Here is a 22,519-nt window from a genome sequence, read left to right on the forward strand (position 1 = left end):
GATTCATGACAAAACACCCCATCTTCGGGAGCACACCTTGACAGCTCACGGCGACGCCGGCCAGCTCCGCGTGGCGGAACTCCTGCGGGCGCAGGAGGAGACCGTCCTCAAGCGCTGGATCGACCTCGCGGGCGCCACCGTCGGTGGCAGGGCCGATCGCAGCGTCCTGGCCGGGCGGCTGCGCGAGCTCTACCAGGCCCTGCTGCAGTTCATCGGCGAGGGAGGGGACGCCTCCGACCTGCGCGGCCTGCTCGCCGACCTGTCGCGGGCGCAGGCCAGAGAGGGCTTCACGCCGGCGGAGACCGCCGCCGTGGTGTTCAGCCTGAAGGAGGCGGTGTACGGGCTGATCGAGGCGGAGGACGACGTCGAGGCCCTGCGCGGCTACATCTGGCTGGCGCGGCACATCGACGACCTGGGCCTGTTCACGTTCGAGACCTTCGTCAGCGCCCGCGAGAAGATCATCACCGACCAGGCCGAGCAGCTCCTGGAGCTGTCCACGCCGGTGGTCAAGCTGTGGGACGGCATCCTCGCGGTGCCGCTGGTCGGCACGCTCGACTCGGCCCGTACGCAGGTCGTCATGGAGAAGCTGCTCCAGGGCCTGGTGGAGACCGGCTCCGAGCACGCCGTGATCGACATCACCGGCGTGCCGGCCGTGGACACCCAGGTGGCGCAGCACCTGCTCAAGGCCGTGGTGGCGGCCCGGCTCATGGGCGCCGAGTGCGTCATCTCCGGCATCCGCCCCCAGATCGCGCACACGATCGTCACCCTCGGCATCGAGTTCGGCGACATCGTCACCAAGTCCTCCCTGGCCGACGCCCTCGCCTACGCGCTGCGCAAGAGCGGCGTGCAGGTCACGCAGCGGGCCGACAAGCACGTCGTCGTCGGGCTGGAGCGGGCCTGATGGAACGTGTCCCCGTTCTCAAGCTCGGCGACCTCCTCATCGTCTCGATCCAGATCGACCTGCAGGACCAGAGCGTGCTCATGCTGCAGGAGGACCTGGCGGACGCGATCGTCGACAGCCGGGCCCGCGGGGTGATCATCGACATCACCGCCGTGGAGATCGTCGACTCCTTCATCGGGCGCATGCTCTCGACCATCGCGTCGATCTCGCGGATGCTGGACGCCGAGACGATCGTCGTGGGCATGCGGCCCGCGGTCGCGATCACACTGGTCGAGCTCGGCCTGTCGCTCGGCGGCGTGCGCACCGCGCTCAATCTGGAGAAGGGTGTCGCGATGCTCAAGGAACGCGACGGAGTCGACCCGGCAGCGGTGCCGGAGTGACGCCCGTCCAGGAGCTCGCCATCGCGGGCAACAGCGACGTGGTCATCGTGCGCCAGCAGGTGCGCAACAGCGCCCAGCAGGTCGGCCTGTCGCTGGTTGACCAGACCAAACTGGTCACCGCGGCCAGCGAGCTCGCCCGCAACGCCCTGATGTACGCCGGGGGCGGCCGGGTGCGGATCGAGGTCGTCAACAACGGCGTACGCGACGGACTGCGCCTGGACTTCACCGACGAGGGCCCCGGCATCCCCGACCTGGACCTGGCCCTGACCGACGGCTGGTCCACGGGCGGCGGCCTCGGCCTGGGGCTGAGCGGGTCACGCCGGTTGGTGGACGAGTTCGACCTGGAGTCCAAGACTGGCGAAGGGACGCGGATCACAGTGATCAAGTGGGCGAGATGATCCGCTCAGGGGACGAGCCCTGGGTCCGCATCGAGGACGCCAGCGCCATCGGGGCGGCCCGCCGGGCCGCGACGGCGCTGGCCGAGGCGTGCGGCTTCGACGAGCAGGACCGCGGGCGGGTGGCCGTCGCCGTCAGCGAGGCGGCCTCCAACCTGGTCAAGCACGCGGTCGAGGGCACGATGCTGATCCGGGCCCACCCCGAGGCGGCGGCCGCCGTCGAGGTGGTCGCCCTGGACAAGGGGCCGGGCATGCGCGACGTGCGCAGCGCCGTGCGGGACGGCTACTCCACCGCGGGCACGCTCGGCGTCGGTCTCGGCGGGATCGCCAGGATGGCCTCGGCCCACGAGGTCTATTCCCTGCCCGGACGTGGCACGGTGGTGACCATGTGCTTCACCGCCAACGACGTGCCGGCCCCCGACACCCGGGTGAGCGGGCTGACCCGCCCCATCGGGGAGGAGGTCGTCTCGGGCGACGCCTTCGCGTACGTCGAGAGCCGCGGCACGGCCATCGGCCTGATGTGCGACGGCCTCGGCCACGGCCCCGCCGCGGCCGCCGCCTCCCGCGAGGCCGTGCGGGTCTTCGAGCAGCAGCACCACCTGCCCGTGCTGGAGCTGCTGGAGCGCATCCATAAGGCGCTGACGGGCACCAGGGGCGGCGCCGTGGCCCTCGCCCGGCTGGACCGCGAGCGAGGGGTGGTCCGCTACGCCGGGCTCGGCAACGTCTCGGGCTGGATCGTGCACGCCGAGGGCCGCCAGGGCATGATCTCCGTGCCGGGCATCGCCGGGCACCAGCGCAGCCGCCTGCGCGAGTACGAGTACGCCGTCCCGCCGCACAGCGTGCTCGTCATGCACTCCGACGGGCTCTCCGACCGGTGGGACCCGGTCTCCTTCCCCGGCCTGGCCTCCCGTTCCCCGGTCGTCGTGGCCGCCACCCTGCTGCGGGACGCCGGCACGCGCAGGGACGACGCGGCCGTGCTCGCCGTGGGGACGGCTCCATGAGGAGGACGCCGTGAGGGCGGCGCCGCTGACCACGGTCACCGTAGCCGGCGAGTCCGACGTCTTCGCCATGCGCCAGGTGGGCCGCGAGGTCGCCGCCGCGCTCGGCATGTCCCAGCAGGACCAGATCCGGGTGGCGACCGCGCTCAGCGAGCTGGGCAGGGAGATCGTCATCGAGGGCGCGTCCGGCATGGTGGTCGCCTTCGCCCTCGACTTCGACGACCTCGTGATGGAGGTGAGCTTCCCCGACGCCGCCGCCCGCCACGTGGCCGAGGGCGTGAGCATGGCCGGGAGGCTCATGGACGTCGTCGACGCCGGCGAGCGCGGCCGGGTGGTCCTGCGCAAGCGGCTGCCGGCGAGCGCGTCCGCGCTGTCGGTCGCGCAGATCCGCACCAAGGTCAACGCCATGGCGCCGTCCAGTGCGCTGGACGAGCTGCGCCAGCAGAACCACGAGCTCGCCTCGACCCTGGAGGCGGTCCGCCAGCTCAACGCCGAGCTGGAGGAGACCAACCAGGGGGTCATGGCGCTGTACAACCAGCTCTCCGCCGAGCTGGAGGAGACCAACCGCGGCGTCGTCGCCCTCTACGCCGAGCTGGACGAGAAGTCGATGCAGCTGCGCGAGGCCAGCGACGCCAAGAACCGGTTCTGGGCCACGGTCAGCCACGAGCTGCGCACGCCGCTCAACTCGATCATCGGCCTGGTCCGGCTGCTCACGGGCCCCGGCGGGGACCCGCTGGGCGAGGAGCAGGCGCGGCAGGTCGAGCTGATCGGCTCCTCGGCCGAGACCCTGCTGACCCTGGTCAGCGAGCTGCTCGACATCGGCAAGGCCGAGTCGGGGCGGCTCGACCCGCAGTTCACCACCGTCGACCTCGTCGCCCTGGCCGAACGGCTGCGCATGACGATGGGGCCGGCGCAGAGCACCGACCAGGTCACGCTGCGCGTCGTCGTCCCGCCGCCGCCGTTCACCATGCCGGCGGACGAGGCGATGCTCACCAGGATCCTGCGCAACCTGCTGGCCAACAGCCTGAAGTTCACCCAGGAGGGCGAGGTCGTGCTGGAGGTGGCCCACGATCCGGCCGCCGGCGAGACGGTCTTCACCGTCGCCGACACGGGCATCGGCATCCCGGCCGAGCACCTCGAACGGGTCTTCGAGGAGTTCTACCAGGTGCCGGGGCCGGCGCAGACCCGCGCCAAGGGCACCGGCCTGGGCCTGGCGTACGCGCGGCGGCTGGCTCAGGCGATGGGCGGCACGCTGACCCTGGCCAGCACGCCGGGGGAGGGCACCACGGCGGTGCTGCGGCTGCCGTACGAGTCGCACGACGTCCCCGTCGCCCAGCGCATCCTCGTCGCCGACGACGACGAGAACTTCCGCGCCGGGGTGCGGCGCATGCTCACCGGGTTCGCCGCCCACATCGACGAGGCGCCCGACGGCGCCGCCGCGCTCGCCGCGATGGCCGCGGCGCCGCCCGACCTGGCCCTGCTGGACCTGCTCATGCCCGGCCTCGACGGCACGGCCGTCCTGCAGCGCATGGCCGACGACGAACGGCTGCGGAACGTCCCCGTGATCATCGTCACGCTGGCGCAGACGCACCGGCGTCCCGAGCGGGCCGAGGCCGTGCTCGGCAAGCAAGGGCTGCGCAGGGACGTGCTGCTGAACGCCATCCGCCAGGCACTGGGGAGCCGTGATGAGTGACGCGACGCCGCAGGAGGCGACGATCCTCGTCGTCGACGACACCCCGACCAAGCTCTACATCCTGTCCAGCTGGCTGCGCCGCGCCGGGTACGCCGTGGTCGAGGCCACCGGCGGCCTGGAGGCGCTGCAGCGCATCGCCGAGCTCCATCCCGACCTGGTGGTGCTCGACGTCCGGTTGCCGGACATCTCCGGCTACGAGGTGTGCGAGCGCATCAAGGCCGACCCCGCGACGTCCTCGATCCCCGTGATCCAGATCTCCGGCGCGGCCATCACCGCCGCCGACCGGGCGCTCGGCCTGCACCGGGGCGCCGACGGCTACCTGGCCGAGCCGGTCGAGCCGGACGAGTTCGTCGCCACCGTGGAGGCGGCCCTGCGCTACCACCGGGCGCGGCAGCGGGCCGAGCGCCTGGCCGCCCGCCTCGGCGCGCTCACCGACCTCACGCTGGCCATGAACGCCGCCCAGACCTTCGACGAGCTGCTGTCGACCGCCGTCTCGGGCACCAGCCGCATCCTGGGGCGCAGTGCCGGGGTGGTGGCTCTCGCGCCCGACGGGCGCACCCGCAGGCTGACCGCGCTGCCGCCCGAGGGGACCCCCACGTTCAGGACGGTCCAGCCGCCCGTGCTGCAGTTCCTCGGCGAGCGGGCCCTCGGCCAGCGCGCCGGCACCGAGTTCCTCATCATCCCGCACGACTACTGGTCGGGGATCGCGCCCGACACCCCGTCCCGGCTCGACATCACGGCCGTGCTGTCGCGCACCAAACGCGACCGTCCGCCCGTCCTGCTCGGCGTGGAGCCGGACCCCGAGCTGGACGAGGACGAGCTGAGCATGCTGCGCCAGCTCGGCCAGGCCGTGGCGCTGGCGGTGGAGGCGCTGCGCGCCTACGCCGAGGAGCACGCGATCGCCCTGACGCTGCAGCGCAGCCTGCTGCCCTCGCGCGTCCCCCAGGTGCCGGGGCTCGACATCGTCTGGCGCTACCAGCCGGCGGTGGACAACGTCGAGGTGGGCGGCGACTTCTACGAGGTGCTGCAGCTGGGCGAGCAGGTCCTGGTCGCGGTCGGCGACGTCCAGGGGCACTCGCTGCTGGCCGCCACCGTGATGGCCGAGCTGCGCCACGCGCTGCGCGCCTCGCTCATCGGCAAGGTGGAGCTCGACCAGTCGCTGTCGCTGCTCAACGACGTGCTGCGCCGCTACCACCCGCGGATGACCGCGACCGTGTGCCTCACGCTGCTCGACCCATCGACCGGCGAGGCGCAGATCGCCAACGCCGGCCACATCCCGCCGCTGCTGCTGGACGGCGACGGCGGGGCCCGCTACCACGAGCGCTTCGGCAACCTGCTCCTCGGCGTCGCCGAGGAGGTCTACCGGATCGACCGGGTCGTGGTGCCGCCGGGCGGGGCGGTGCTGATGTTCACCGACGGGCTCGTGGAGGACCGCGACAAGTATCTGGACGACAGCCTGGAGATCGCCCGGCGCGCCGCCGAGGAGATCGGCGACGACATGGACGAGGCGGCCGGCCGGCTCATCGACACCTTCGGCGCGCGGGAGGACGACGTCGCCCTGGTGATCGTCCGCCGCCACCCGCCTGCCGAGGGGTGACGCGGAGGGCTGCTCACCGCTCGATGAGCGTGACCTCCAGGGAGTAGTGCGAGGCGCGGTAGACGTGCGAGCCGTGCTCGACCGCCCGGCCCTGGTCGTCGTAGGTGGTGCGGACCATGGTGAGCAGAGGGGCGCCGCGGCGCTCGGCCAGCAGCCGCGCCTCGGCCTGGGAGGCGGCGCGGGCCCCGATGCGCTGGTTGGCCACCCGCATGCGCACGCCCGCGCCGCGCAGCAGCTCGTACAGGCCGCGGGTCTGCAGGTCGGCGCGGGTGAGCTGGGCGAGGCCCAGCGGCAGCCAGTTGTGCAGCACGGCCAGCGGCTCGCTGGCCGCGAAGCGCAGCCGCTCCAGGTAGAGGATGTCCGAGCCCGGCTCGACGCCGAGCACGGCGGCGACGTCCTCGTCGGCCGTGCGCGGCTCCAGCGCCAGCACCTGCGTGGCCGGCTCCTGGCCGGCGCGGCGCAGGTCGTCGTAGAGGCTGGTCAGCTCGACCGAGCGCTTGACCTGGCCGTGCACCACCTGCGTGCCGACGCCCCGCTTGCGGACCAGCAGGCCCTTGTCCACGAGGTATTGGATCGCCTGGCGGATCGTGGGCCGCGACAGGCCGAGCCGGTCGGCCAGCAGGATCTCGTTGTCCAGCCGCGAGCCAGGAGGCAGGTCGCCTCGCCGGATGGCCTCGGCGATCTGCTCGGCCACCTGGAAATAGAGCGGCACGGGGCTGGATCGATCCAGGTCGATCGCCAGATTCGCGGTCATGCTGATCAGCTTAACCGAGGTCAGAATGTCATGACAAACGATCGGCACGTTAGGGTGGGGACGATGGATGCGACAGAGTTGCTCGACACCGCCGCCGAGGCGGCCAGGTCCGTCGGCCCCCGGCTGCGCGAGGCGTTCCGGTCCCGGCCCGAGGTGGACACCAAACGCGACTTCCACGACCCCGTCACCGAGCACGACCGGGCCGCCGAGGAGGAGATCCGCGCGGTCATCGAGGCACGCGCCCCCGGCAGCGCCGTCGTCGGCGAGGAGGGCGGGGCCACCGGCTCCGGCGACCTCGTCTGGTACGTCGACCCGATCGACGGCACCGCCAACTTCGCCGCCGGCCTGCCCTTCTTCTGCGTCTCGATCGCCGCCGCCGTGCACGGCGAGCTGGTGGTGGGCGTGGTCTACGACCCGGTGCGCGACGACGCGTTCACCGCGAGCACCGAGGGCGCCTGGTGCAACGGCGAGCCGATCCGCAGCCGGGGCGCGACCCGCGACCGCGAGGCCGTGCTGCTGTGCTCCTACCCGCAGCCGGGCGACCTCGACGCCGAGGGGGATGAGGCGCTGCTGCGCTACGGGCGTCTCCTGCGCTCGTTCGCCACCATCCGGCGGCCGGGCAGCGCGGCGCTCAACCTGGCGCACGTCGCGGCCGGCTGGTCCGACGCCACCTACGGCACCTTGTCCAGCCCCTGGGACGTGGCCGCCGGGGCGCTGCTGGTGCGCCAGGCGGGCGGCGTCTATCTGGGCGACCCCCTGGCCAAGGGCGACTACCTGGCGCACGTCGGCGGCTTCGACCTGGCCGGCTCCGCCCTGGCCGAGGTGAGCAGCCGCCCGCGCCGCGCCGCGCCCTGACCGCCCTGACCGTCCGGCGCGCTCTGACCGCCCTGACCGTCCGGCGCGCTCTGACCGCCCTGACCGTCCGGCGGGCTCTGACCGTCCGGCGCGCCCGGCCCCTCCTCAGCGCCCTCTCCTCAGCGGAGTGACGCGACGAGGGCGGGGAGCTCGGCCAGCGTGGTGATGCGCGGGAAGCCGGCGGGCGCCTCCTCCACGCCGAGCCGGTCGAGCCAGACCGAGCGCATGCCGGTGACCGCCGGGGCCGTCACGTCCCGCACGATGTCGTCGCCCACCAGCAGCACTTCCTCCGTCGCCAGCCCGAGGGCCGCGGCGGCGCCGGTGTAGGCGGCCGGCGACGGCTTGTAGTGCCCGTCCAGCACCTCGCCGGTCAGCACCGTACGCAGCGGCCCGGCCAGGCCGATCGCGCGGACCTTCGCCTCCTGCATCGGCTGCGTGCCGTTCGTCAGCACGCCGAGCGCCGGCCCCGAGGGCCCGGCCAGCGCGGCCACCGCCGCCGCCGCGTCAGGGAAGGCGGTCCAGCTCCGCCGGTAGCGGGCGGCGAAGTCGGCGTAGGCCGCGTCGAGGTCGTCCGGGCCGGGCTCGGGCACGTCGAGCTCCCGGCACAGGGCGCGCAGGCGCAGGTGGCGCTGCTCCTGCACCGTGCACTCGCCCGCCTGCCAGCGCGCGAGGTAGGGCCCCTCCAGCGCGGCCCACAATGCGGGGGCCTCGGCCTGGCGCGGATGGCCGGGGAAACGCGCCGCGAGCCAGTCCGCGATCGCGGCGTCGGCGGCCGCCCGGTGGTCCAGCAACGTGCCGTCCAGGTCGAACAGAACCCCGTTGATCATGGCCCCGACGATACCGGGCGCGGCCCGGACGCGGCCGAGGCGGCGATGCGCTCGGCGGTCTCGTGCGGCGGGTAGCCCAGGGTCAGGCCGCGCACCGACAGCGGCGCGCGGGCGAAGCGGGTCTCGGCGTCGTCGGTGAGCACGTAGCGGACGGCGGGGGAGTCGCGCCGGTGCTCGTCGAGCGCCGCAGCCTCCGGCTCGGCCAGCTCCGGCGGCAGCGCCTCCAGGTAGTCGGCGATGAGCGAGTCGAGGTCGAACAGCAGGGCGTAGCGCGCGGCGGTGCCCGCCACGACCCGGACCAGCTCTCCGGTCAGCTCGGCCCGGTAGACCAGGCCGCTGCCGCCGCTCGCGGCGAACCAGCGCAGCGCCTCCTCCACGGGCAGCGTGAACGCCCCGTACGGCTTGCGCCCGTACAGCAGGGCCTCGGCGATCCACCGGTCGCACCACAGCTCGTCCCGGTACGGCACCGGCGCGGCGGGGTCGACCGTCAGGCCCTGGGCGAGCACGGGGTTCCACGCCGACACGAGCGGGCTGCTGAAGCGCGGCATGCGGGGGCCGCGCCAGTGGCTGAGCGGGTAGCCGTACCAGACCGTGACGACCTCGATCCGCCGCTCGGGCAGGGGGCGCTGGTAGGTGCCGTTCATGATGTGGCCGCCCTCGGGGTGCCGCCAGGGGCCGGGGGCGATGCCTGAGCCCGTGGGGACCGGGGGAGTCCGGTAGTCCGGATGCAGGATCCACGTGTCCGCCACGATTACGGCCCTTCGCGATCGGCGGGTACAGCACCAGAGTGGCATCGTGCATCACCGCTCACCCCCCTTGCAAAGGGGTGGCGGGTCAGGTGGTCCGGGCGCGGAAGGCGCCCGCGTGCCGGACGTGCTCGATCATGACGCGCTCGGCCGCGTCGCCGTCGCCCGCCGCGAGGGCTTCCAGGATGGCCTCGTGCGCGTCGAGCTGGGCCTGGACCTGGTCCCGCGCCAGCCACAGCGACGCCTCCGCCGGCACGGGGACGCTGTTGCGCACCGCCCGCGCGTGCGCGCCCAGGAACGCCGGCCCGCCGATGTCCACGATGCGCAGGTGGAAGCGGAGGCTCTGCTCGCCCAGGCGGTCGCCCCGGCCGCGCGCGGCGTCCTCGACCATGGCGGCGTGCAGCTCGCGCAGCTCGGCCAGCTCCTCGGCCGTGACGCGGGCGGCGGCGAGCCGGGCGCCGAGCCCTTCGACGACCGCGCGCAGGCCGTAGTACTCCGCCAGCGCCTCCTCGCCGAGGTCCACCACGGTCGCCCCGTGGTGCGCCTCGTACCTGATGAGGTGGTCCTTCTCCAGCCTGCGCAGCGCCTCGCGCACCGGCGTGACGGACACGCCGAGCCGCCTGGCCACCTCGCCGGCCCGCAGCGCGGTCCCGCCGGGGATGCGCGCGTTGCGGATGTCGTCGAGCAGCGTGTTGTAGACGTATTCGGCCTTGCTGACGGGGGGCCGCGGCTCCAGCGCTGACATGTCGTCCAGTGTCCCGTACGTTCTCGTCGAATTGACCTATGACATATTTTTTATAACTTACAAACCATGACGATCCTCGGCGACCTGCGGGTCATCGACGCGGCGACGCTGTTCGCCGGTCCCTCCGCCGCGATGATGCTCGGCGACTTCGGCGCCGACGTGATCAAGATCGAGCACCCCCGGCGCGGCGACCCGTCGCGCGGCCACGGCGCGTCGGCCGGCGGCGTCGGCCTGTGGTGGAAGACGCTCGCGCGCAACAAGCGCACCGCCGCCGTCGACCTGTCGCGCGCCGAGGGCCAGGAGATCCTGCGCCGCCTGTGCGAGCGCTCCGACGTGCTGATCGAGAACTTCCGCCCCGGCACGCTCGAACGCTGGGACCTCGACCCCGAGGACCTGCTGAAGCTCAACCCCCGGCTGATCGTGGCCAGGATGACCGGGTTCGGGCAGCAGGGGCCGATGGCGCGGCAGCCGGGGTTCGGCACGCTGGCCGAGGCGATGAGCGGCTTCGCGGCCATGACCGGCCAGCCCGACGGCCCGCCCACGCTGCCGCCCCTCGCCCTCGCCGACGGCATCGCGGGCCTCGCCATGTCGTACGCGATCATGCTGGCCCTGCACGCCCGCGAGCGCACCGGGCGCGGCCAGGTGATCGACCTGGCCATCATCGAGCCGATCATGGCCCTGCTGGGGCCGCAGATGACCGCGTACAAGGCGCTCGGCGTGGTGCCGCGGCGCACCGGCAACCGCTCCAGCAGCAACGCCCCCCGCAACACCTACCGCACCCGCGACGGCCGCTGGCTGGCGATCTCCACCAGCGCGCAGCCGATCGCCGAGCGGGTGGTCACCCTCGTCGGCCGGCCCGACCTGGTCGAGCAGCCGTGGTTCGCCACCGGGCAGGGCCGCGTCCAGCACGTGGACGAGCTGGACGAGGCCGTCGCCTCCTGGATCGCCGAGCGCGACGCCGCCGAGGTGATCGCCCGCTTCGAGGAGGCGCAGGCCGCGGTCGCGCCCATCTACGACGTCACCGACATCGCGCGGGACCCGCAGTACGAGGCGCTCGGCACGTTCGTCGAGCTGCCCGACGAGGAGCTGGGCAGTGTCACCATGCAGAACGTCATGTTCCGCCTGTCGGACACCCCGGGCGAGATCCGCTGGCCGGGGCGTCCGCTCGGCAGGGACACCGACGAGGTGCTGACCGAGCTCGACTACTCCCGCGAGCGTCTGGCCGAGCTGCGCGAGGCAGGGGTGATCGCGTGATCCCGCCGGTGACCTGGCTGTACGTCCCCGGCGACCGGCCTGAACGGTTCGCCAAGGCGGCCGCGTCCGGGGCCGACGTGGTCATCATCGACCTGGAGGACGCGGTCGTGCCCGCCCGCAAGGACGAGGCGCGCGCCAACGCCGTCGCCTACCTGCGCGAGCGGCCCCCGGCCGGCGCCGCCGTGCACGTCCGGGTCAACGACCTCACCACGGCCCGGGGCCGGGCGGACCTGGAGGCGGTCGGCGGCCTGGCCGACGGCGTACGGCTGCCGAAGGTCGAGGATCCCGCCGTGCTCGACGGGATCGCGGACGGGCGGGCGTACCCGCTGCTGGAGTCGGCGGCCGGGATCCTGCGCGCGGCGGCCGTCGCCGCGCATCCGGCCGTCGCCGGGATCGCGCTCGGCGAGCAGGACCTCGCCGCCGAGCTGTCGATCACCGACGAGGCCGCCATGAACCACCTGCGGCTCCAGGCGGTGCTCGCGGCGGCGGCGGCCGGGCTGCCGCCGGTGCCGATGTCGGTGTATCCCGACGTCAGGGACGAGGACGGGCTCGCCGCCTCCTGCCGGGCCGGGCGCGCGACGGGCCTGTTCGGCCGGACCGCGATCCACCCCCGGCAGATCCCGGTGATCCGGCGGGCCTTCCGGCCGGGGGAGGAGGAGGTCGCGAGGGCCGAGGAGATCGTCGCGGCGGCCGAGCGCGCCGAAGGGGCGGGGCTCGGGGCGGTGGCGCTGCCGGACGGCCGGTTCGTGGACGCGCCGGTGCTGGCCCGCGCCCGCCGTACGGTCGCGCTGGCCCGCCACCTCGCCGCCGAGGTCTGACGTCAGGAGCCGGTCCACCAGCGGGATGACAGTTCCTCGTCCGTCGCCGCGGGGCCGGGCAGCTCGCGGCGGGCCGGCGGCAGGCGCAGCGCGTCCATCATCAGGGCGAGGTAGCGGTGGCGCAGCTCGGAGATCCGCCGCTCGTCGCCCACCCGGATGGAGGCGATCTGCTCCAGCAGCAGCGCGATGTCGGCGGTGGTGAGGTCGGGGCGCAGCACGCCCGCCTCCACCGTGCGCCGGTGGATCTCGGTGGCCAGGGCTCCCGCCCGCATCGCGTCGCGGCCCAGCTCCTCCGTCGGCTGGAACGTCCCGGCCAGCCTGATCGTCAGCGAGTTGGTGTCGGCGTCGACGATGCCGCGCAGGTAGCCGGCGAACGCCTCCCACGGGTCGCCCTCCTCGGCCAGCGCCCGCTCGGTGACCTCGATGTAGAGTTTCAGCCCGTCGCCGCACAGTTTCTGCAGCAGGGCCTCCTTGCTGGGATAGCGGCGGTAGAGCGCGCTGATGCCGACGCCCGCCTTCTCGGCGACGGCCGCGATGGGGGCGCCGGGGTCGGCGGTGAAGACCGCCCGCGCCGCCTGGAGGATCAGCTCGTCGTTCCGCGCGGCCTGTGCCTTGCGGCCGCTCATGGGTGCGCTGGTCATGCTCGCATTATAGGGAACGTAGTCTTCCGTTCTGCAAGTACGTCTGTCCTATTGTCTATACGACACGTTGACACTGAGGTAGAACCGGGCCAAGCCTGTTGGTCTTGGAGGTGTCCTCGTGAGACGTACCCCGATCGTGCTGGCACTGTTAGGAGCCCTCGCCCTCACGGGCTGCTCGTCCCCGTCCCCGGACGGGCAGAGCGCGCCGAGCAGCGCTCCGGCGGCCGGATCCCCGGCCAAGAGCGGCGGCAAGTACGCCGTCATCACCCACGGCGGCGCCGGCGACGCCTTCTGGGACGTGGTCAAGAACGGCGCCGAGGCCGCCGGCGAGCAGTACGGCGTCACCGTCACCTACCAGGGCGACGGCGACCCCGCCAAGCAGTCCCAGCTCATCGACCAGGCCGTCGCCGAGAAGGTGGACGGCCTCGTGGTCTCCATGGCCAACCCCGACGCGCTGAAGGAGGCGATCGGCAAGGCCGTCGCCGCGAAGATCCCGGTGGTGACGATCAACTCGGGGGCCGACTCCTCCAAGGCGTTCGGCGCGCTCACCCACGTCGGGCAGTCCGAGGACGTGGCCGGGCGCGGCGCGGGCGAGCAGCTCAAGGCGGCCGGCGTCACCAAGCTGCTGTGCGTCATCCACGAGGCCGGCAACGTCGGCCTCGACCAGCGCTGCAAGGGCGCCGAGGAGACCCTCGGCGGCGCCGTCGAACGGCTCCAGGTGGACATCGGCAACCTGGCCGACGTGACGTCCAAGGTCACCGCCAAGCTCCAGTCGGACAAGCAGGTCAACGGCGTGCTGGCGCTCAACCCGGCGGTCGCCGTGGCCGCCAGGGACGCCGTCAGGGACTCGGGATCGACGGCCAAGGTGGCCACCTTCGACCTGTCGGCCGACGTGGTGGACGCGATCAAGGCCGGCGAGGTCCTGTTCGCCGTGGACCAGCAGCAGTACCTCCAGGGCTACCTGCCCATCACGTTCCTGCGCCTCTACACCACCAACCTCAACACCGTGGGCGGCGGCCTGCCGGTCAACACCGGGCCGGGCTTCGTCACCAAGGACAACGCCGACCAGGTCGCCAAGCTGGCGGAGGCGGGCACCAGATGAGCCGGACGAGCGCGGCGGCCGCCGACGAGCGGATCGCCCGCGTCGGCCTGGCCCGCCGCCTGCTCATCCGGCCCGAGCTGGGCGCGGTGGTCGGCGCGGTGCTGGTGTTCGCGTTCTTCGCCGCCCAGTCGCCGGTGTTCCGCTCGCCGGCCGGCGTCGCGAACTGGCTCGACCCGGCCGCCACGCTCGGCATCATGGCGGTCGCGGTCGCGCTGCTCATGATCGGCGGCGAGTTCGACCTGTCGGCGGGCGTGCTGACCGGCACCAGCGGGCTCATCCTGGTCACGCTGGCCACCAGGTTCGGGCTCAACGTGTGGCTCGCCATGCTGGCGGGGCTGGCGGTGGCGCTGGCCGTCGGGTTCGCCAACGGGCTGATCGTGACCCGCACCCGGCTGCCCAGCTTCATCGTCACGCTCGGCACGTTCCTCATGCTCCAGGGCGTCAACCTCGGCGTGACCAAGGCCATCACCGGGACGGTCCAGGTCGGCGGGCTGCGCAGGGCCGACGGGTACGACGGCGCCAGCGCCCTGCTGGCCGGCACCGTCGACCTCGGCGGCACCTCGTTCCGGGTGGCGATCCTGTGGTGGCTGCTGGCGACGGCGGTGGCGACGTGGGTGCTCATGCGCTCCCGGGCGGGCAACTGGATCTTCGCGGTCGGCGGCGACGAGCGGGCCGCGCGGGCGGTCGGCGTGCCGGCCGCGCGGACGAAGATCGCGCTGTTCATGACGACGGCGTTCGCCGCCTGGCTGGTCGGCTCGATCCTGGCGCTGCGCTACACCTCGGTCCAGGCCAACATCGGCATCGGCCAGGAGTTCATTTACATCATCGCGGCGGTCATCGGCGGCTGCCTGCTGACCGGCGGCTACGGCTCGGCCGTCGGCGCCGCCATCGGCGCGGTCATCTTCGGCATGGCCGACAAGGGCATCGTCTTCCTCGGCTGGGACGCCGACTGGTTCAAGTTCTTCCTGGGCGCGATGCTGCTGCTGGCCACGCTGGCCAACCGGCTGGTGCGCCGCTACGCCGAGGAGGTGCGGCATTGATCCTGGAGACCCGCGGCATCGGCAAGAGGTTCGGCTCGGTGCTGGCGCTGCGCGAGGTGTCGATGGGCGTGGCCGCCGGGGAGGTGCTGTGCGTGCTCGGCGACAACGGCGCCGGCAAGTCGACGCTCATCAAGATCCTGTCCGGCGTGCACCAGCACGACACGGGGGCGCTGCTCGTGGACGGCGAGGAGGTGCGCCTGTCGAGCCCGCGCGACGCGCTCGACCGCGGCATCGCCACCGTCTACCAGGACCTGGCGATGATCCCGCTCATGTCGGTGTGGCGCAACTTCTTCCTCGGCTCCGAGCCGCGCAAGGGCCTCGCCTTCGACGTGGCGAAGGCCCGCCGGGTGGCCCGCGAGGAGCTGCGGGCCATGGGCATCGACATCCGCGACGTGGACCAGCCGGTCGGCACGCTGTCCGGCGGGGAGCGGCAGTCGGTGGCGATCGCGCGGGCCGTGCACTTCGGCGCCCGCGTGCTCATCCTCGACGAGCCCACCTCGGCGCTCGGCGTCAAGCAGGCCGGGGTGGTGCTGCGCTACATCGCCCGCGCCCGCGACCGGGGGCTCGCCGTGGTCTTCATCACCCACAACCCGCACCACGCCCACCCGGTGGGCGACCGGTTCCTGCTGCTCAACCGGGGCGCCGGCATGGGCGAGTACGCCAAGGCCGACATCACCCCGCAGGAGCTGACGGCGCTCATGGCGGGCGGGGCGGAGCTGGAGGAGCTGGCGCACGAGCTGCGGCGCGAGTGAGGCTCTTGGGCGGGAATTGACGGTTCCCGGCGGGTGCCTGGAGGTGGGGCGAGGCACAACCATCCGGGCAAGGTGCAGGCGCGAGAGCCCGGAGGTCGCCGGTGAGCAGGAAGGTCGTGCTGGAACAGGCGGCGCGGGAGTTCGCCGAGGCGACCTCCGAGCCGCCCTTCATCTACGAGCTGCCGCCCGAGCAGGGCCGCGAGGTGCTGGAGAAGCTCCAGTCCGGGTCCGGCGTGCCCAAGCCGGACATCGACGAGGAGTGGATCGAGGTCGAGGGCGGCCCGACCGGGACGGTGCCGGTGCGCCTGGTCAGGCCCAAGGGCGCCACGGGCGCCCTGCCGGTGATCCTCTACATCCACGGCGCGGGCTGGGTGTTCGGCTCGGCCCGCACGCACGACCGCCTGGTGCGCGAGCTGGCCGTGCGCTGCGAGGCGGCCGTGGTCTTCCCCGAGTACGACCGCGCCCCCGAGGCGAAATATCCGACCCAGATCGAGCAGAACTACGCCGCCGCCCGATGGGTGACGGAGCACGGCGGCGAGAAGGGCCTCGACGCCGGGCGGATGGCCGTCGCCGGCGACTCGGTCGGCGGCAACATGTCCGCCGTGCTGGCCCTCATGGCCAAGGAACGCGGCGACGTGCGGCTGCGCGGCCAGGCGTTGTTCTACCCGGTCACCGACGCGAGCTTCGACACCGAGTCCTACCACGACTTCGCGACCGGCTACTACCTCAACCGCGACGGCATGAAGTGGTTCTGGGACCAGTACACGACCGACGCCGGGCAGCGGGCCGAGAGCCACGCCTCGCCGCTGCGGGCCACGGACGAGGAGCTGCGCGGCCTGCCGCCCGCGATCGTGCTCAACGGCGAGGCCGACGTGCTGCGGGACGAGGGCGAGGCGTACGCGGCCCGGCTGCGCGCGGCGGGCGTGGACGTGACGGCGGTCCGGCTGGCCGGGATGATCCACGACTTCGTCATGCTCGACGCGCTGCGCGGCACCAACGCCGCCAGGGCCGCCATGGACCTCGCCGTCGGCGCACTGCGGACCTGGCTGCGCGCATGACCTACCGGATCAGGAGGAACGGCCGCGAGCTGCTGCGGAGCGGCCCGTTATTACGCCGCTCCCGGCCGGGGCCCTAGGGGGTCCCGGCCGGATCTTCACACCGGCAGGGGTGGGGGAGAGGCGCGTCCGCGTGGCATGCTCGTGACAGCCGGAAGGAGGCCCCCCGTTGCCCGCCCGCCCTGATGGCCGCCTGCTCGCGGTCAGTGACCTGCACGTCTCCTACGCCGAGAACCGCGCCATCGTCCAGGAGCTGAAACCGTCCGCGCCCGGCGACTGGCTCCTGGTGGCCGGGGACGTCGCCGAGAACGTGGAGGACATCCGCTGGGCGCTGCGGCTGCTCGCGGGCCGCTTCGAGCGGGTGGTGTGGACGCCGGGCAACCACGAGCTGTGGACGCCGCGCGGCGACCCGCCCGAGCTGCAGGGCGTGGCCCGCTACGAGCACCTGGTCGCGATGTGCAGGGAGCTGGGCGTCCTGACGCCGGAGGACCCCTACCCGCTGTGGGAGGGGCCGGGCGGGCCGGTGCGGATCGTGCCGCTGTTCCTGCTCTACGACTACACGTTCCTGCCGCCGGGCATCGACTCCAAGGAGGAGGCGCTGGAGTACGCCCACGGCACCGGCGTGGTGTGCACCGACGAGTTCCTCCTGCACCCGGACCCCTACCCGAGCAGGGAGGCGTGGTGCCGGGCGCGGGTGGCGGCGACCGAGCGGCGGCTGGCGGCGGCCGACGACGGCGTGCCGCTGGTGTTCGTCAACCACTACCCGCTCGTCCGCGAGCCCACGGACGTGCTGTGGTACCCGGAGTTCGCGCAGTGGTGCGGCACCACCGCCACCCGCGACTGGCACCGGCGCTTCCCGACGGCCGCGATGATCTACGGCCACCTGCACATCCCGCGCGTCAACTGGTACGACGGGGTCCGCTTCGAGGAGGTCTCGCTCGGCTACCCGCGCGAGTGGCGCCGCCGCCCGCCCCGCGACCTGCTGCGCGAGGTCCTGGTCGAACCGTGAGCGCGTCACATGAGCGCCTGGGCCAGGGCGGCGCCGCAGTACGCCGCGCCGAGCCCGGCGACGACGCCGGCGGCGGCGTTGGCCACGGCGTGGAAGCGGGCGCCCACCTCCAGCAGCCGCACCGTCTCGTAGCCGAACGTCGAGTACGTCGTCAGCGCCCCGCAGAACCCGGTGCCGGCCAGCGCCATCAGCCCGCCGTCCACCGGCAGCGCGGCGAGGAACCCCAGCAGCGCCGACCCGGCCACGTTGACGGCGAGCGTCCCCCAGGGGAAGACCGTGTCGTGCCGGGCCTGCACCGCCCGGTCGGCGAGGTAGCGCAGCGGCGCGCCGACCGCCGCGCCGGCCACGATGAGCAGCAGCGTCATCCCGCCGCCGCCCGCCTCCCGGCGGCCCGCCGGGTCAGCCACATGCCGGCGGCGACGGCGGCCAGCGCCGCGGCCATCGTGGCGGCCAGGTAGGCCAGCCCGACGACCGGCGCGCCCGCCTCGACCACCCGCCGCACGTCCACCACGTACGTCGAGAACGTCGTGTATCCGCCCAGCACCCCCACGCCGAGGAACGGCCGTACGAGCCGGTGCGCCGGCCGCACCTCGGTGATCACCACCATGAGCACCCCGATGAGCAGGCAACCCGACACGTTGACCCAGAACGTCGCCCACGGGAACCCGCCCGGCGGAGCCGGCAGCGCCGACTGCAGGCCGTGGCGGGCCAGCGCCCCGAGCGCCCCGCCGGCCGCGATGACGGCCAGGACCGGCCAGTGCAGCTCGGCGCGCTGCGCCGGGACATGGAGATCGACGTCAGGATCGATCGGGCGTTCGGTCACACAATCCTCCCGTGTCGGAACACCTCAAGCCGGGAATTTCTCTAGAGATCTGGAAGCGCGCTCGGAGGCCCGATTGAGCACGAAGGACGCCCTCGCCCTTCTCGCAGGAGCCATCATCGTCGTCTCCCTCGTCGGCACGGCCAGGACACCACCGGCGACGGCGGCCAGCCCGCTGGGCAACACCGGCGGCACCTTACCCGGTCTGGCCCCCATCATCTCCGACGCCGACAAGGCCGAGGCACGCGCCCTCATCCGGCGGCTGCGCACCCGGGGGCTCGGCCCCAACGCCGGCTACGAACGCACCCGCTACGGCGAGAACTGGGCCGACACCGCGCCCGGCGTGCCGTACGCGGGGAACGGCTGCCGCACCCGCGACGACCTGCTGGCCCGCGACGGCAGGAACGTGAAGTACCGCGCTGGCTCGCGCTGCGAGGTCGTGTCGCTCACCCTGGAGGACCCCTACACCGGCCGGGTCATCCGCTGGCGGAAGAACCGCGCGGACGAGGTGCAGGTCGACCACGTGGTGCCGCTGAACTACGGCTGGCGCATGGGCGCGCGGCGCTGGCCGATGTCGAAGCGGCTCGACTTCGCCAACGACCCGCTCAACCTGCTGCCGGTGTACGGCGCCGCGAACGAGGAGAAGGACGCCGCCGGGCCGTCGGGCTGGCTGCCGCCGCAGCGGCGGGTGCGCTGCGCGTACGTCACCCGCTTCGCCCAGGTCGCCGTGAAGTACGGCGTCCCGGTCACCCCGGCGGACAAGAGGGCGATGCTCGCCCAGTGCCGATGAGGGGGCAGATGATCAGCGGGGGTCGATCCAGTCGAAGCCGCTCTTGAAGGTCTGCGCGGCCAGCGCCCGCTGGCCCGCCGCGCTCGGGTGGAAGAAGTCCCACTTGCTGACGTGCTCCAGCGTGAACGGGAAGGAGAAGACCGCCCCTCCGTCGGTGCGGCACTGCGGGCCGTAGGCGGCGCAGACCTCGGCGGAGGCCCGGTTGTAGGCGATCACCCGGGCGCGGACCCGGTCCCGTCGCGCGGCGTCGGCCTTCTTCGTCGACGACGGGTTGGCCAGCATCGTCGGGCAGACCCGGCCGAGCGTCCAGAACGTACGGGCCACCGGGTCGTCCTTGCCGACCTGCCACAGCCGCCGCAGGTCGGGGACGCTCGCGAACAGCACCCGGGCCGTCGGCATCCCGGCGCGCAGCGTGTCCAGCGCGGTCTCCAGACGCTGCCGGTAGGTGGCGACCGGGGTCATGGCCTTCTCGGTGCGCACGCAGGCGTCGGTGGCGCCGATGAGCACGGTCACGTAGTCGGCCTTGGCCTCGACCGCCTTGTTCACCTGGCCGAGCAGGTCGGCGCTGGTCGCGCCGGGGGCGGCGAAGTTGAGGTTGTGGCCCTGGAGCGTTCCAGACAGCTTCGACAGGCGCTGGTAGTGGCTGGAGACGGAGGCGTGGTCGCCCGCCGACCACGAGCGCGAGGTGCAGGAGACGTACCAGCCGCAGGCGTTGAAGCCGGTGGAGATGGAGTCGCCGAGGGCGGCCATGACCTCGGGGACCGGCTCGGCGAAGGAGGTGGAGGTCGCGGCGGCGGCCGGAGCCGTGACCGTACCGGTGAGGACACTAGCAGCGGCGAGAACAGGGGCCAGGCGACCGATCATGGCCCCAAAGGTAGAGAGCCGGGCAGGCCCCGGCCATCGCGTCCGGGCAGGTCTGCCGTTTCGGGACCGACTTCATATGGCGGCTTGACAGCCCGAAGGCCGGCCGGTCGGCCCCGCCCCCCAACCGTTCCGCTTTTTTCCGGATTTGCTTGCCTTAACGTGGCATTCACGGGGGTCAGAGTCGAACATGTTCAGGTGACGCATAGCATGTCTTGAGTGAGTGTCGCGCTCGGAACAACCCGCCCGCTGCCGGTTCGCACCACACCGGTCGGCGATCCCGGCGACCTGCTGGCCTCCCTGCCCAGGTCGTCGCCGTACGCCTGGATCAGGAACGGCGAAGGGATCGTCGGATGGGGTGAGGCGGCCCGCGTCGCCGTGCCTCCGGGCTCGGGCCGTTTCGCCTGGGCCCGCGAGTGGCTGGCCGACGTGCTCGGCGGGGCCGGGGTCCCCGGCGCGGGAGGGCCGGGCACCGGCCCGGTCGCCTTCGGCAGCTTCACCTTCGACGAGGACGCGCACGGCTCGGTGCTCGTCGTGCCGCAGGCCGTGCTGGCCCGCCGCGACGGCCGCGCCTGGCTGACCACGATCGGCGACGCGCCGCTGGAGACCGTCACGCCGGTGCTCGACCCCGGCCGCATCAGCTACGGCGACGGCAGCCTCACCGCGCCCGAGTGGGAGCACGTGGTGGCCCGCGCCGCCGCCCGCATCCGCGACGGCGAGCTGGAGAAGGTCGTGCTCGCCCGCGACCTCGTCGCCACCGCCGAGCGGGCCATCGACGTGCGGCTGCTGCTGTCGCGGCTGGCCGGCCGCTACCCCGAGTGCTACACCTTCTCCGTCGCCGGGCTGGTCGGCGCCACGCCCGAGCTGCTCATCCGGCGCACCGGTCAGGAGATCGAGTCGCTGGTGCTGGCCGGCACGACCGCGCGCGGCACCGGTCCCGCCGACGACCTCGCCCGCGGCACCGCGCTGCTCGCCTCCGCCAAGGACCGGCACGAGCACGAGTGCGCGATCGCCTCCGTACGCACCGCGCTGGGTCCGCTCTGCTCGTCGCTGGAGACGCCCGACGAGCCCGAACTGCTCGTGCTGCCCAACGTCCAGCACCTCGCCAGCCACGTCACCGGGCGGCTCGCCGACGGGGCGTCGGTGCTCGACGTGGTCGCCGCCATGCACCCGACGGCGGCCGTCGGCGGCACCCCGACCGACCTGGCGTCCAAAATCATCCGTGAGCTGGAGGGCATGGACCGCGCCGGCTACGCGGGGCCGGTCGGCTGGATCGACGCCAACGGCGACGGCGAGTGGGGCATCGCGCTGCGCTCGGGGCTCGTACGCGGGCGGCGGGCCCGGCTGTTCGCCGGCTGCGGCATCATGGGCGACTCCGACCCGGCCGCCGAGCTGGCCGAGGCGCAGGCCAAGTTCCGTGTCATGCAGTACGCCCTGGAGGGATAGGACGCGTCAGGCGGGGATGTGCACATCCTCGCCGACGCTCACCCGGGCACGGCCCGCCGTCAGCGTCGCCACCCAGTCGCCGAACGCCGCCACCTCGTCCTCGCCCACCGCCACGCTGAAGGTGACCTGGGCGGCGTAGGCGACGTCCTCGACCGCGTACCGCGAGGCGCGCAGGTCGTTCTCCACCCGGCCGGCCTGGTCGTGCGCCACCGCCACGCGCACCCGCCTGGCCGGCACCATCCGCACCGGCTCGGCCCGGTCGAGGGTCTCGGTCACCGCCGAGCCGTAGGCGCGCACCAGCCCGCCCGCGCCGAGCAGCACGCCGCCGAAGTAGCGCGTCACCACCGCCACCACGTCGCTGTAGCCGCGCCCGACCAGCGCCTGCACCATGGGCGTGCCCGCGGTGCCGCCCGGCTCGCCGTCGTCGTCGCCCTTCTGGACGCGCTGCCCGATGACGTAGGCCGTGCAGTTGTGGGTGGCGCCGGCGTGCTCGCGCCGCCGCCCGGCGATGAACGCCGCCGCCTCCTCCACGCTGCGCGCGGGCGCGACCGCGCAGATGAAGCGCGAGCGCCGCACCTCGGTCTCGTGCTCGACGGGGGCGGTGAGGGTGAGGTACGGGGCAGGCACATTCGACAGGGTATGCCCTCGCCTGTGGCGGTCGGCGGGCTACCATCGCCTACAGACCTCAGGGGAGGGTCTTATGCGGAATTCGCGGCACTTGCCGGTGGACGTCGCCGACGACGTCATGCCCTTCGCCACCCTCGCCATCGACGCCTACGGCGTGAGCGTGCTGGCCAGGACCAGGGAGTCGGCCGCCGGCACCCCGGTCGCCCTCGGCACGCGGGTGCTGCAGCGGGTGTTCGGCCGGGGCGACGCCCACACCCGAGGGCTCATCGAACGGGCGGCGAGGGCGACAGGGGACGGCAGGGAGGCGTTGCGCTCGGCGATCGTGGCGGCCTTCCGCGACGACCCGATCCTGGGCCCCGAGGTGGCCGCGATGCTGCTCCGCGCCCCGCTGACCGCCGACCGCACCTGAGCCC

At 73.3% G+C, this 22,519-nt stretch carries 26 protein-coding genes; 17 read left to right on the forward strand and 9 right to left on the reverse strand.

The window, feature by feature from the left end; all coding sequences use genetic code 11:
- The first annotated feature begins 37 nt into the window (after positions 1–37).
- Genes ACBR40_RS01180 through ACBR40_RS01205 form a run of 6 tightly spaced genes read left to right on the forward strand, consistent with a single transcriptional unit; the run spans position 38 to position 5,964 of the window.
- Positions 38–901 (forward strand): STAS domain-containing protein, encoded by an 864-nt coding sequence (locus ACBR40_RS01180; RefSeq protein ID WP_371247037.1) that lies wholly within the window; start codon positions 38–40, stop codon positions 899–901.
- Complete coding sequence (locus ACBR40_RS01185; protein WP_371247038.1) at positions 901–1,281, forward strand: STAS domain-containing protein; 381 nt, start codon at positions 901–903, stop codon at positions 1,279–1,281. Before ACBR40_RS01180 ends, ACBR40_RS01185 begins: the two co-directional genes overlap by 1 nt.
- Positions 1,278–1,679 (forward strand): anti-sigma regulatory factor, encoded by a 402-nt coding sequence (locus ACBR40_RS01190; RefSeq protein ID WP_344215446.1) that lies wholly within the window; start codon positions 1,278–1,280, stop codon positions 1,677–1,679. Before ACBR40_RS01185 ends, ACBR40_RS01190 begins: the two co-directional genes overlap by 4 nt.
- Positions 1,676–2,677 carry an ATP-binding protein gene (locus tag ACBR40_RS01195; RefSeq protein ID WP_371247572.1) on the forward strand — a complete coding sequence of 334 codons (1,002 nt, stop codon included), beginning with the start codon at positions 1,676–1,678 and terminating at the stop codon, positions 2,675–2,677. The genes ACBR40_RS01190 and ACBR40_RS01195 overlap by 4 nt, the downstream gene beginning before the upstream one ends.
- Before the next feature lie 10 nt (positions 2,678–2,687).
- Complete coding sequence (locus tag ACBR40_RS01200; protein WP_371247039.1) at positions 2,688–4,367, forward strand: ATP-binding protein; 1,680 nt, start codon at positions 2,688–2,690, stop codon at positions 4,365–4,367.
- Complete coding sequence (locus ACBR40_RS01205; protein WP_371247040.1) at positions 4,360–5,964, forward strand: SpoIIE family protein phosphatase; 1,605 nt, start codon at positions 4,360–4,362, stop codon at positions 5,962–5,964. Before ACBR40_RS01200 ends, ACBR40_RS01205 begins: the two co-directional genes overlap by 8 nt.
- A gap of 13 nt (positions 5,965–5,977) precedes the next feature.
- Here the strand turns inward: ACBR40_RS01205 and ACBR40_RS01210 are convergent, their stop codons facing one another.
- Entirely contained in the window at positions 5,978–6,718 is a 741-nt protein-coding gene (locus ACBR40_RS01210; protein WP_371247041.1) for a GntR family transcriptional regulator, read from the reverse strand.
- A gap of 63 nt (positions 6,719–6,781) precedes the next feature.
- Between ACBR40_RS01210 and ACBR40_RS01215 the strand changes: the two genes are divergently transcribed.
- A complete protein-coding gene (locus tag ACBR40_RS01215; RefSeq protein ID WP_371247042.1) occupies positions 6,782–7,573 on the forward strand; it encodes an inositol monophosphatase in 792 nt (263 codons plus the stop codon).
- Between the two features lie 119 nt (positions 7,574–7,692).
- Here the strand turns inward: ACBR40_RS01215 and ACBR40_RS01220 are convergent, their stop codons facing one another.
- The 3 genes from ACBR40_RS01220 to ACBR40_RS01230 form a co-directional block, all read right to left on the reverse strand.
- Entirely contained in the window at positions 7,693–8,400 is a 708-nt protein-coding gene (locus tag ACBR40_RS01220) for an HAD family hydrolase (protein ID WP_344215435.1), read from the reverse strand.
- Positions 8,397–9,149, reverse strand: a complete 753-nt coding sequence (locus ACBR40_RS01225) for a hypothetical protein (protein ID WP_371247043.1) — start codon at positions 9,147–9,149, stop codon at positions 8,397–8,399. The genes ACBR40_RS01220 and ACBR40_RS01225 overlap by 4 nt, the downstream gene beginning before the upstream one ends.
- Positions 9,150–9,234: 85 nt before the next feature.
- On the reverse strand, positions 9,235–9,891 hold the full coding sequence (locus tag ACBR40_RS01230) for a GntR family transcriptional regulator (RefSeq protein WP_371247044.1): 657 nt from the start codon (positions 9,889–9,891) through the stop codon (positions 9,235–9,237).
- Between the two features lie 66 nt (positions 9,892–9,957).
- Between ACBR40_RS01230 and ACBR40_RS01235 the strand changes: the two genes are divergently transcribed.
- Both ACBR40_RS01235 and ACBR40_RS01240 read left to right on the forward strand, forming a co-directional pair.
- Complete coding sequence (locus ACBR40_RS01235) at positions 9,958–11,145, forward strand: CoA transferase (RefSeq protein WP_344215429.1); 1,188 nt, start codon at positions 9,958–9,960, stop codon at positions 11,143–11,145.
- The gene (locus ACBR40_RS01240) at positions 11,142–11,963 is read left to right on the forward strand and encodes a CoA ester lyase (RefSeq protein ID WP_344215427.1); all 822 of its coding nucleotides are present in this window, start codon (positions 11,142–11,144) and stop codon (positions 11,961–11,963) included. Before ACBR40_RS01235 ends, ACBR40_RS01240 begins: the two co-directional genes overlap by 4 nt.
- Positions 11,964–11,965: 2 nt before the next feature.
- Here ACBR40_RS01240 and ACBR40_RS01245 read toward each other — a convergent pair whose 3' ends face one another.
- The gene (locus ACBR40_RS01245; protein ID WP_364452671.1) at positions 11,966–12,604 is read right to left on the reverse strand and encodes a TetR/AcrR family transcriptional regulator; all 639 of its coding nucleotides are present in this window, start codon (positions 12,602–12,604) and stop codon (positions 11,966–11,968) included.
- A 118-nt stretch (positions 12,605–12,722) separates the two neighbouring features.
- On the opposite strand from ACBR40_RS01245, the gene ACBR40_RS01250 reads away from it, so the two are divergent.
- From ACBR40_RS01250 to ACBR40_RS01270, 5 genes are all read left to right on the forward strand, one after another.
- Entirely contained in the window at positions 12,723–13,706 is a 984-nt protein-coding gene (locus tag ACBR40_RS01250) for a sugar ABC transporter substrate-binding protein (protein ID WP_371247045.1), read from the forward strand.
- Positions 13,703–14,746 carry an ABC transporter permease gene (locus ACBR40_RS01255; protein ID WP_344215421.1) on the forward strand — a complete coding sequence of 348 codons (1,044 nt, stop codon included), beginning with the start codon at positions 13,703–13,705 and terminating at the stop codon, positions 14,744–14,746. The genes ACBR40_RS01250 and ACBR40_RS01255 overlap by 4 nt, the downstream gene beginning before the upstream one ends.
- Complete coding sequence (locus ACBR40_RS01260) at positions 14,743–15,498, forward strand: ATP-binding cassette domain-containing protein (protein WP_344215419.1); 756 nt, start codon at positions 14,743–14,745, stop codon at positions 15,496–15,498. Before ACBR40_RS01255 ends, ACBR40_RS01260 begins: the two co-directional genes overlap by 4 nt.
- A gap of 101 nt (positions 15,499–15,599) precedes the next feature.
- Entirely contained in the window at positions 15,600–16,556 is a 957-nt protein-coding gene (locus ACBR40_RS01265; protein ID WP_344215417.1) for an alpha/beta hydrolase, read from the forward strand.
- 166 nt (positions 16,557–16,722) lie between these two features.
- Positions 16,723–17,562: a metallophosphoesterase gene (locus tag ACBR40_RS01270; RefSeq protein WP_371247046.1), complete on the forward strand. Its 840-nt coding sequence runs from the start codon at positions 16,723–16,725 to the stop codon at positions 17,560–17,562.
- Between the two features lie 5 nt (positions 17,563–17,567).
- On the opposite strand, the gene ACBR40_RS01275 is transcribed toward ACBR40_RS01270, so the two are convergent.
- Together ACBR40_RS01275 and ACBR40_RS01280 are read right to left on the reverse strand one after the other, a co-directional pair.
- Positions 17,568–17,927, reverse strand: coding sequence for a CrcB family protein (locus ACBR40_RS01275; protein ID WP_371247047.1), 360 nt, complete (start codon positions 17,925–17,927; stop codon positions 17,568–17,570).
- Positions 17,924–18,385: a CrcB family protein gene (locus ACBR40_RS01280; RefSeq protein ID WP_371247048.1), complete on the reverse strand. Its 462-nt coding sequence runs from the start codon at positions 18,383–18,385 to the stop codon at positions 17,924–17,926. Before ACBR40_RS01280 ends, ACBR40_RS01275 begins: the two co-directional genes overlap by 4 nt.
- A gap of 73 nt (positions 18,386–18,458) precedes the next feature.
- On the opposite strand from ACBR40_RS01280, the gene ACBR40_RS01285 reads away from it, so the two are divergent.
- The gene (locus ACBR40_RS01285; protein ID WP_344215404.1) at positions 18,459–19,172 is read left to right on the forward strand and encodes an HNH endonuclease family protein; all 714 of its coding nucleotides are present in this window, start codon (positions 18,459–18,461) and stop codon (positions 19,170–19,172) included.
- Between the two features lie 12 nt (positions 19,173–19,184).
- Here the strand turns inward: ACBR40_RS01285 and ACBR40_RS01290 are convergent, their stop codons facing one another.
- Positions 19,185–20,036, reverse strand: a complete 852-nt coding sequence (locus tag ACBR40_RS01290; protein WP_344215402.1) for an SGNH/GDSL hydrolase family protein — start codon at positions 20,034–20,036, stop codon at positions 19,185–19,187.
- A gap of 216 nt (positions 20,037–20,252) precedes the next feature.
- On the opposite strand from ACBR40_RS01290, the gene ACBR40_RS01295 reads away from it, so the two are divergent.
- On the forward strand, positions 20,253–21,479 hold the full coding sequence (locus ACBR40_RS01295; RefSeq protein WP_344215400.1) for an isochorismate synthase: 1,227 nt from the start codon (positions 20,253–20,255) through the stop codon (positions 21,477–21,479).
- A 6-nt stretch (positions 21,480–21,485) separates the two neighbouring features.
- Here the strand turns inward: ACBR40_RS01295 and ACBR40_RS01300 are convergent, their stop codons facing one another.
- A complete protein-coding gene (locus ACBR40_RS01300) occupies positions 21,486–22,106 on the reverse strand; it encodes a YigZ family protein (protein ID WP_371247049.1) in 621 nt (206 codons plus the stop codon).
- A gap of 73 nt (positions 22,107–22,179) precedes the next feature.
- Between ACBR40_RS01300 and ACBR40_RS01305 the strand changes: the two genes are divergently transcribed.
- Positions 22,180–22,515, forward strand: a complete 336-nt coding sequence (locus ACBR40_RS01305; protein ID WP_371247050.1) for a hypothetical protein — start codon at positions 22,180–22,182, stop codon at positions 22,513–22,515.
- Positions 22,516–22,519: the final 4 nt, after the last annotated feature.

The sequence above is a fragment of the Nonomuraea sp. AD125B genome, from assembly GCF_041402765.1.
Classification (GTDB): Bacteria; Actinomycetota; Actinomycetes; order Streptosporangiales; family Streptosporangiaceae; genus Nonomuraea; species Nonomuraea bangladeshensis.

Coding starts and splice junctions, on each gene's coding strand:
- ACBR40_RS01185 (WP_371247038.1), top strand. CDS start 901: ATGGAACGTGTCCCCGTTCTCAAGCTCGGCGACCTCCTCATCGTCTCG.
- ACBR40_RS01195 (WP_371247572.1), top strand. CDS start 1,676: ATGATCCGCTCAGGGGACGAGCCCTGGGTCCGCATCGAGGACGCCAGC.
- ACBR40_RS01205 (WP_371247040.1), top strand. CDS start 4,360: ATGAGTGACGCGACGCCGCAGGAGGCGACGATCCTCGTCGTCGACGAC.
- ACBR40_RS01210 (WP_371247041.1), bottom strand. CDS start 6,718: ATGACCGCGAATCTGGCGATCGACCTGGATCGATCCAGCCCCGTGCCG.
- ACBR40_RS01215 (WP_371247042.1), top strand. CDS start 6,782: ATGGATGCGACAGAGTTGCTCGACACCGCCGCCGAGGCGGCCAGGTCC.
- ACBR40_RS01220 (WP_344215435.1), bottom strand. CDS start 8,400: ATGATCAACGGGGTTCTGTTCGACCTGGACGGCACGTTGCTGGACCAC.
- ACBR40_RS01230 (WP_371247044.1), bottom strand. CDS start 9,891: ATGTCAGCGCTGGAGCCGCGGCCCCCCGTCAGCAAGGCCGAATACGTC.
- ACBR40_RS01235 (WP_344215429.1), top strand. CDS start 9,958: ATGACGATCCTCGGCGACCTGCGGGTCATCGACGCGGCGACGCTGTTC.
- ACBR40_RS01245 (WP_364452671.1), bottom strand. CDS start 12,604: ATGACCAGCGCACCCATGAGCGGCCGCAAGGCACAGGCCGCGCGGAAC.
- ACBR40_RS01255 (WP_344215421.1), top strand. CDS start 13,703: ATGAGCCGGACGAGCGCGGCGGCCGCCGACGAGCGGATCGCCCGCGTC.
- ACBR40_RS01275 (WP_371247047.1), bottom strand. CDS start 17,927: ATGACGCTGCTGCTCATCGTGGCCGGCGCGGCGGTCGGCGCGCCGCTG.
- ACBR40_RS01290 (WP_344215402.1), bottom strand. CDS start 20,036: ATGATCGGTCGCCTGGCCCCTGTTCTCGCCGCTGCTAGTGTCCTCACC.
- ACBR40_RS01305 (WP_371247050.1), top strand. CDS start 22,180: ATGCGGAATTCGCGGCACTTGCCGGTGGACGTCGCCGACGACGTCATG.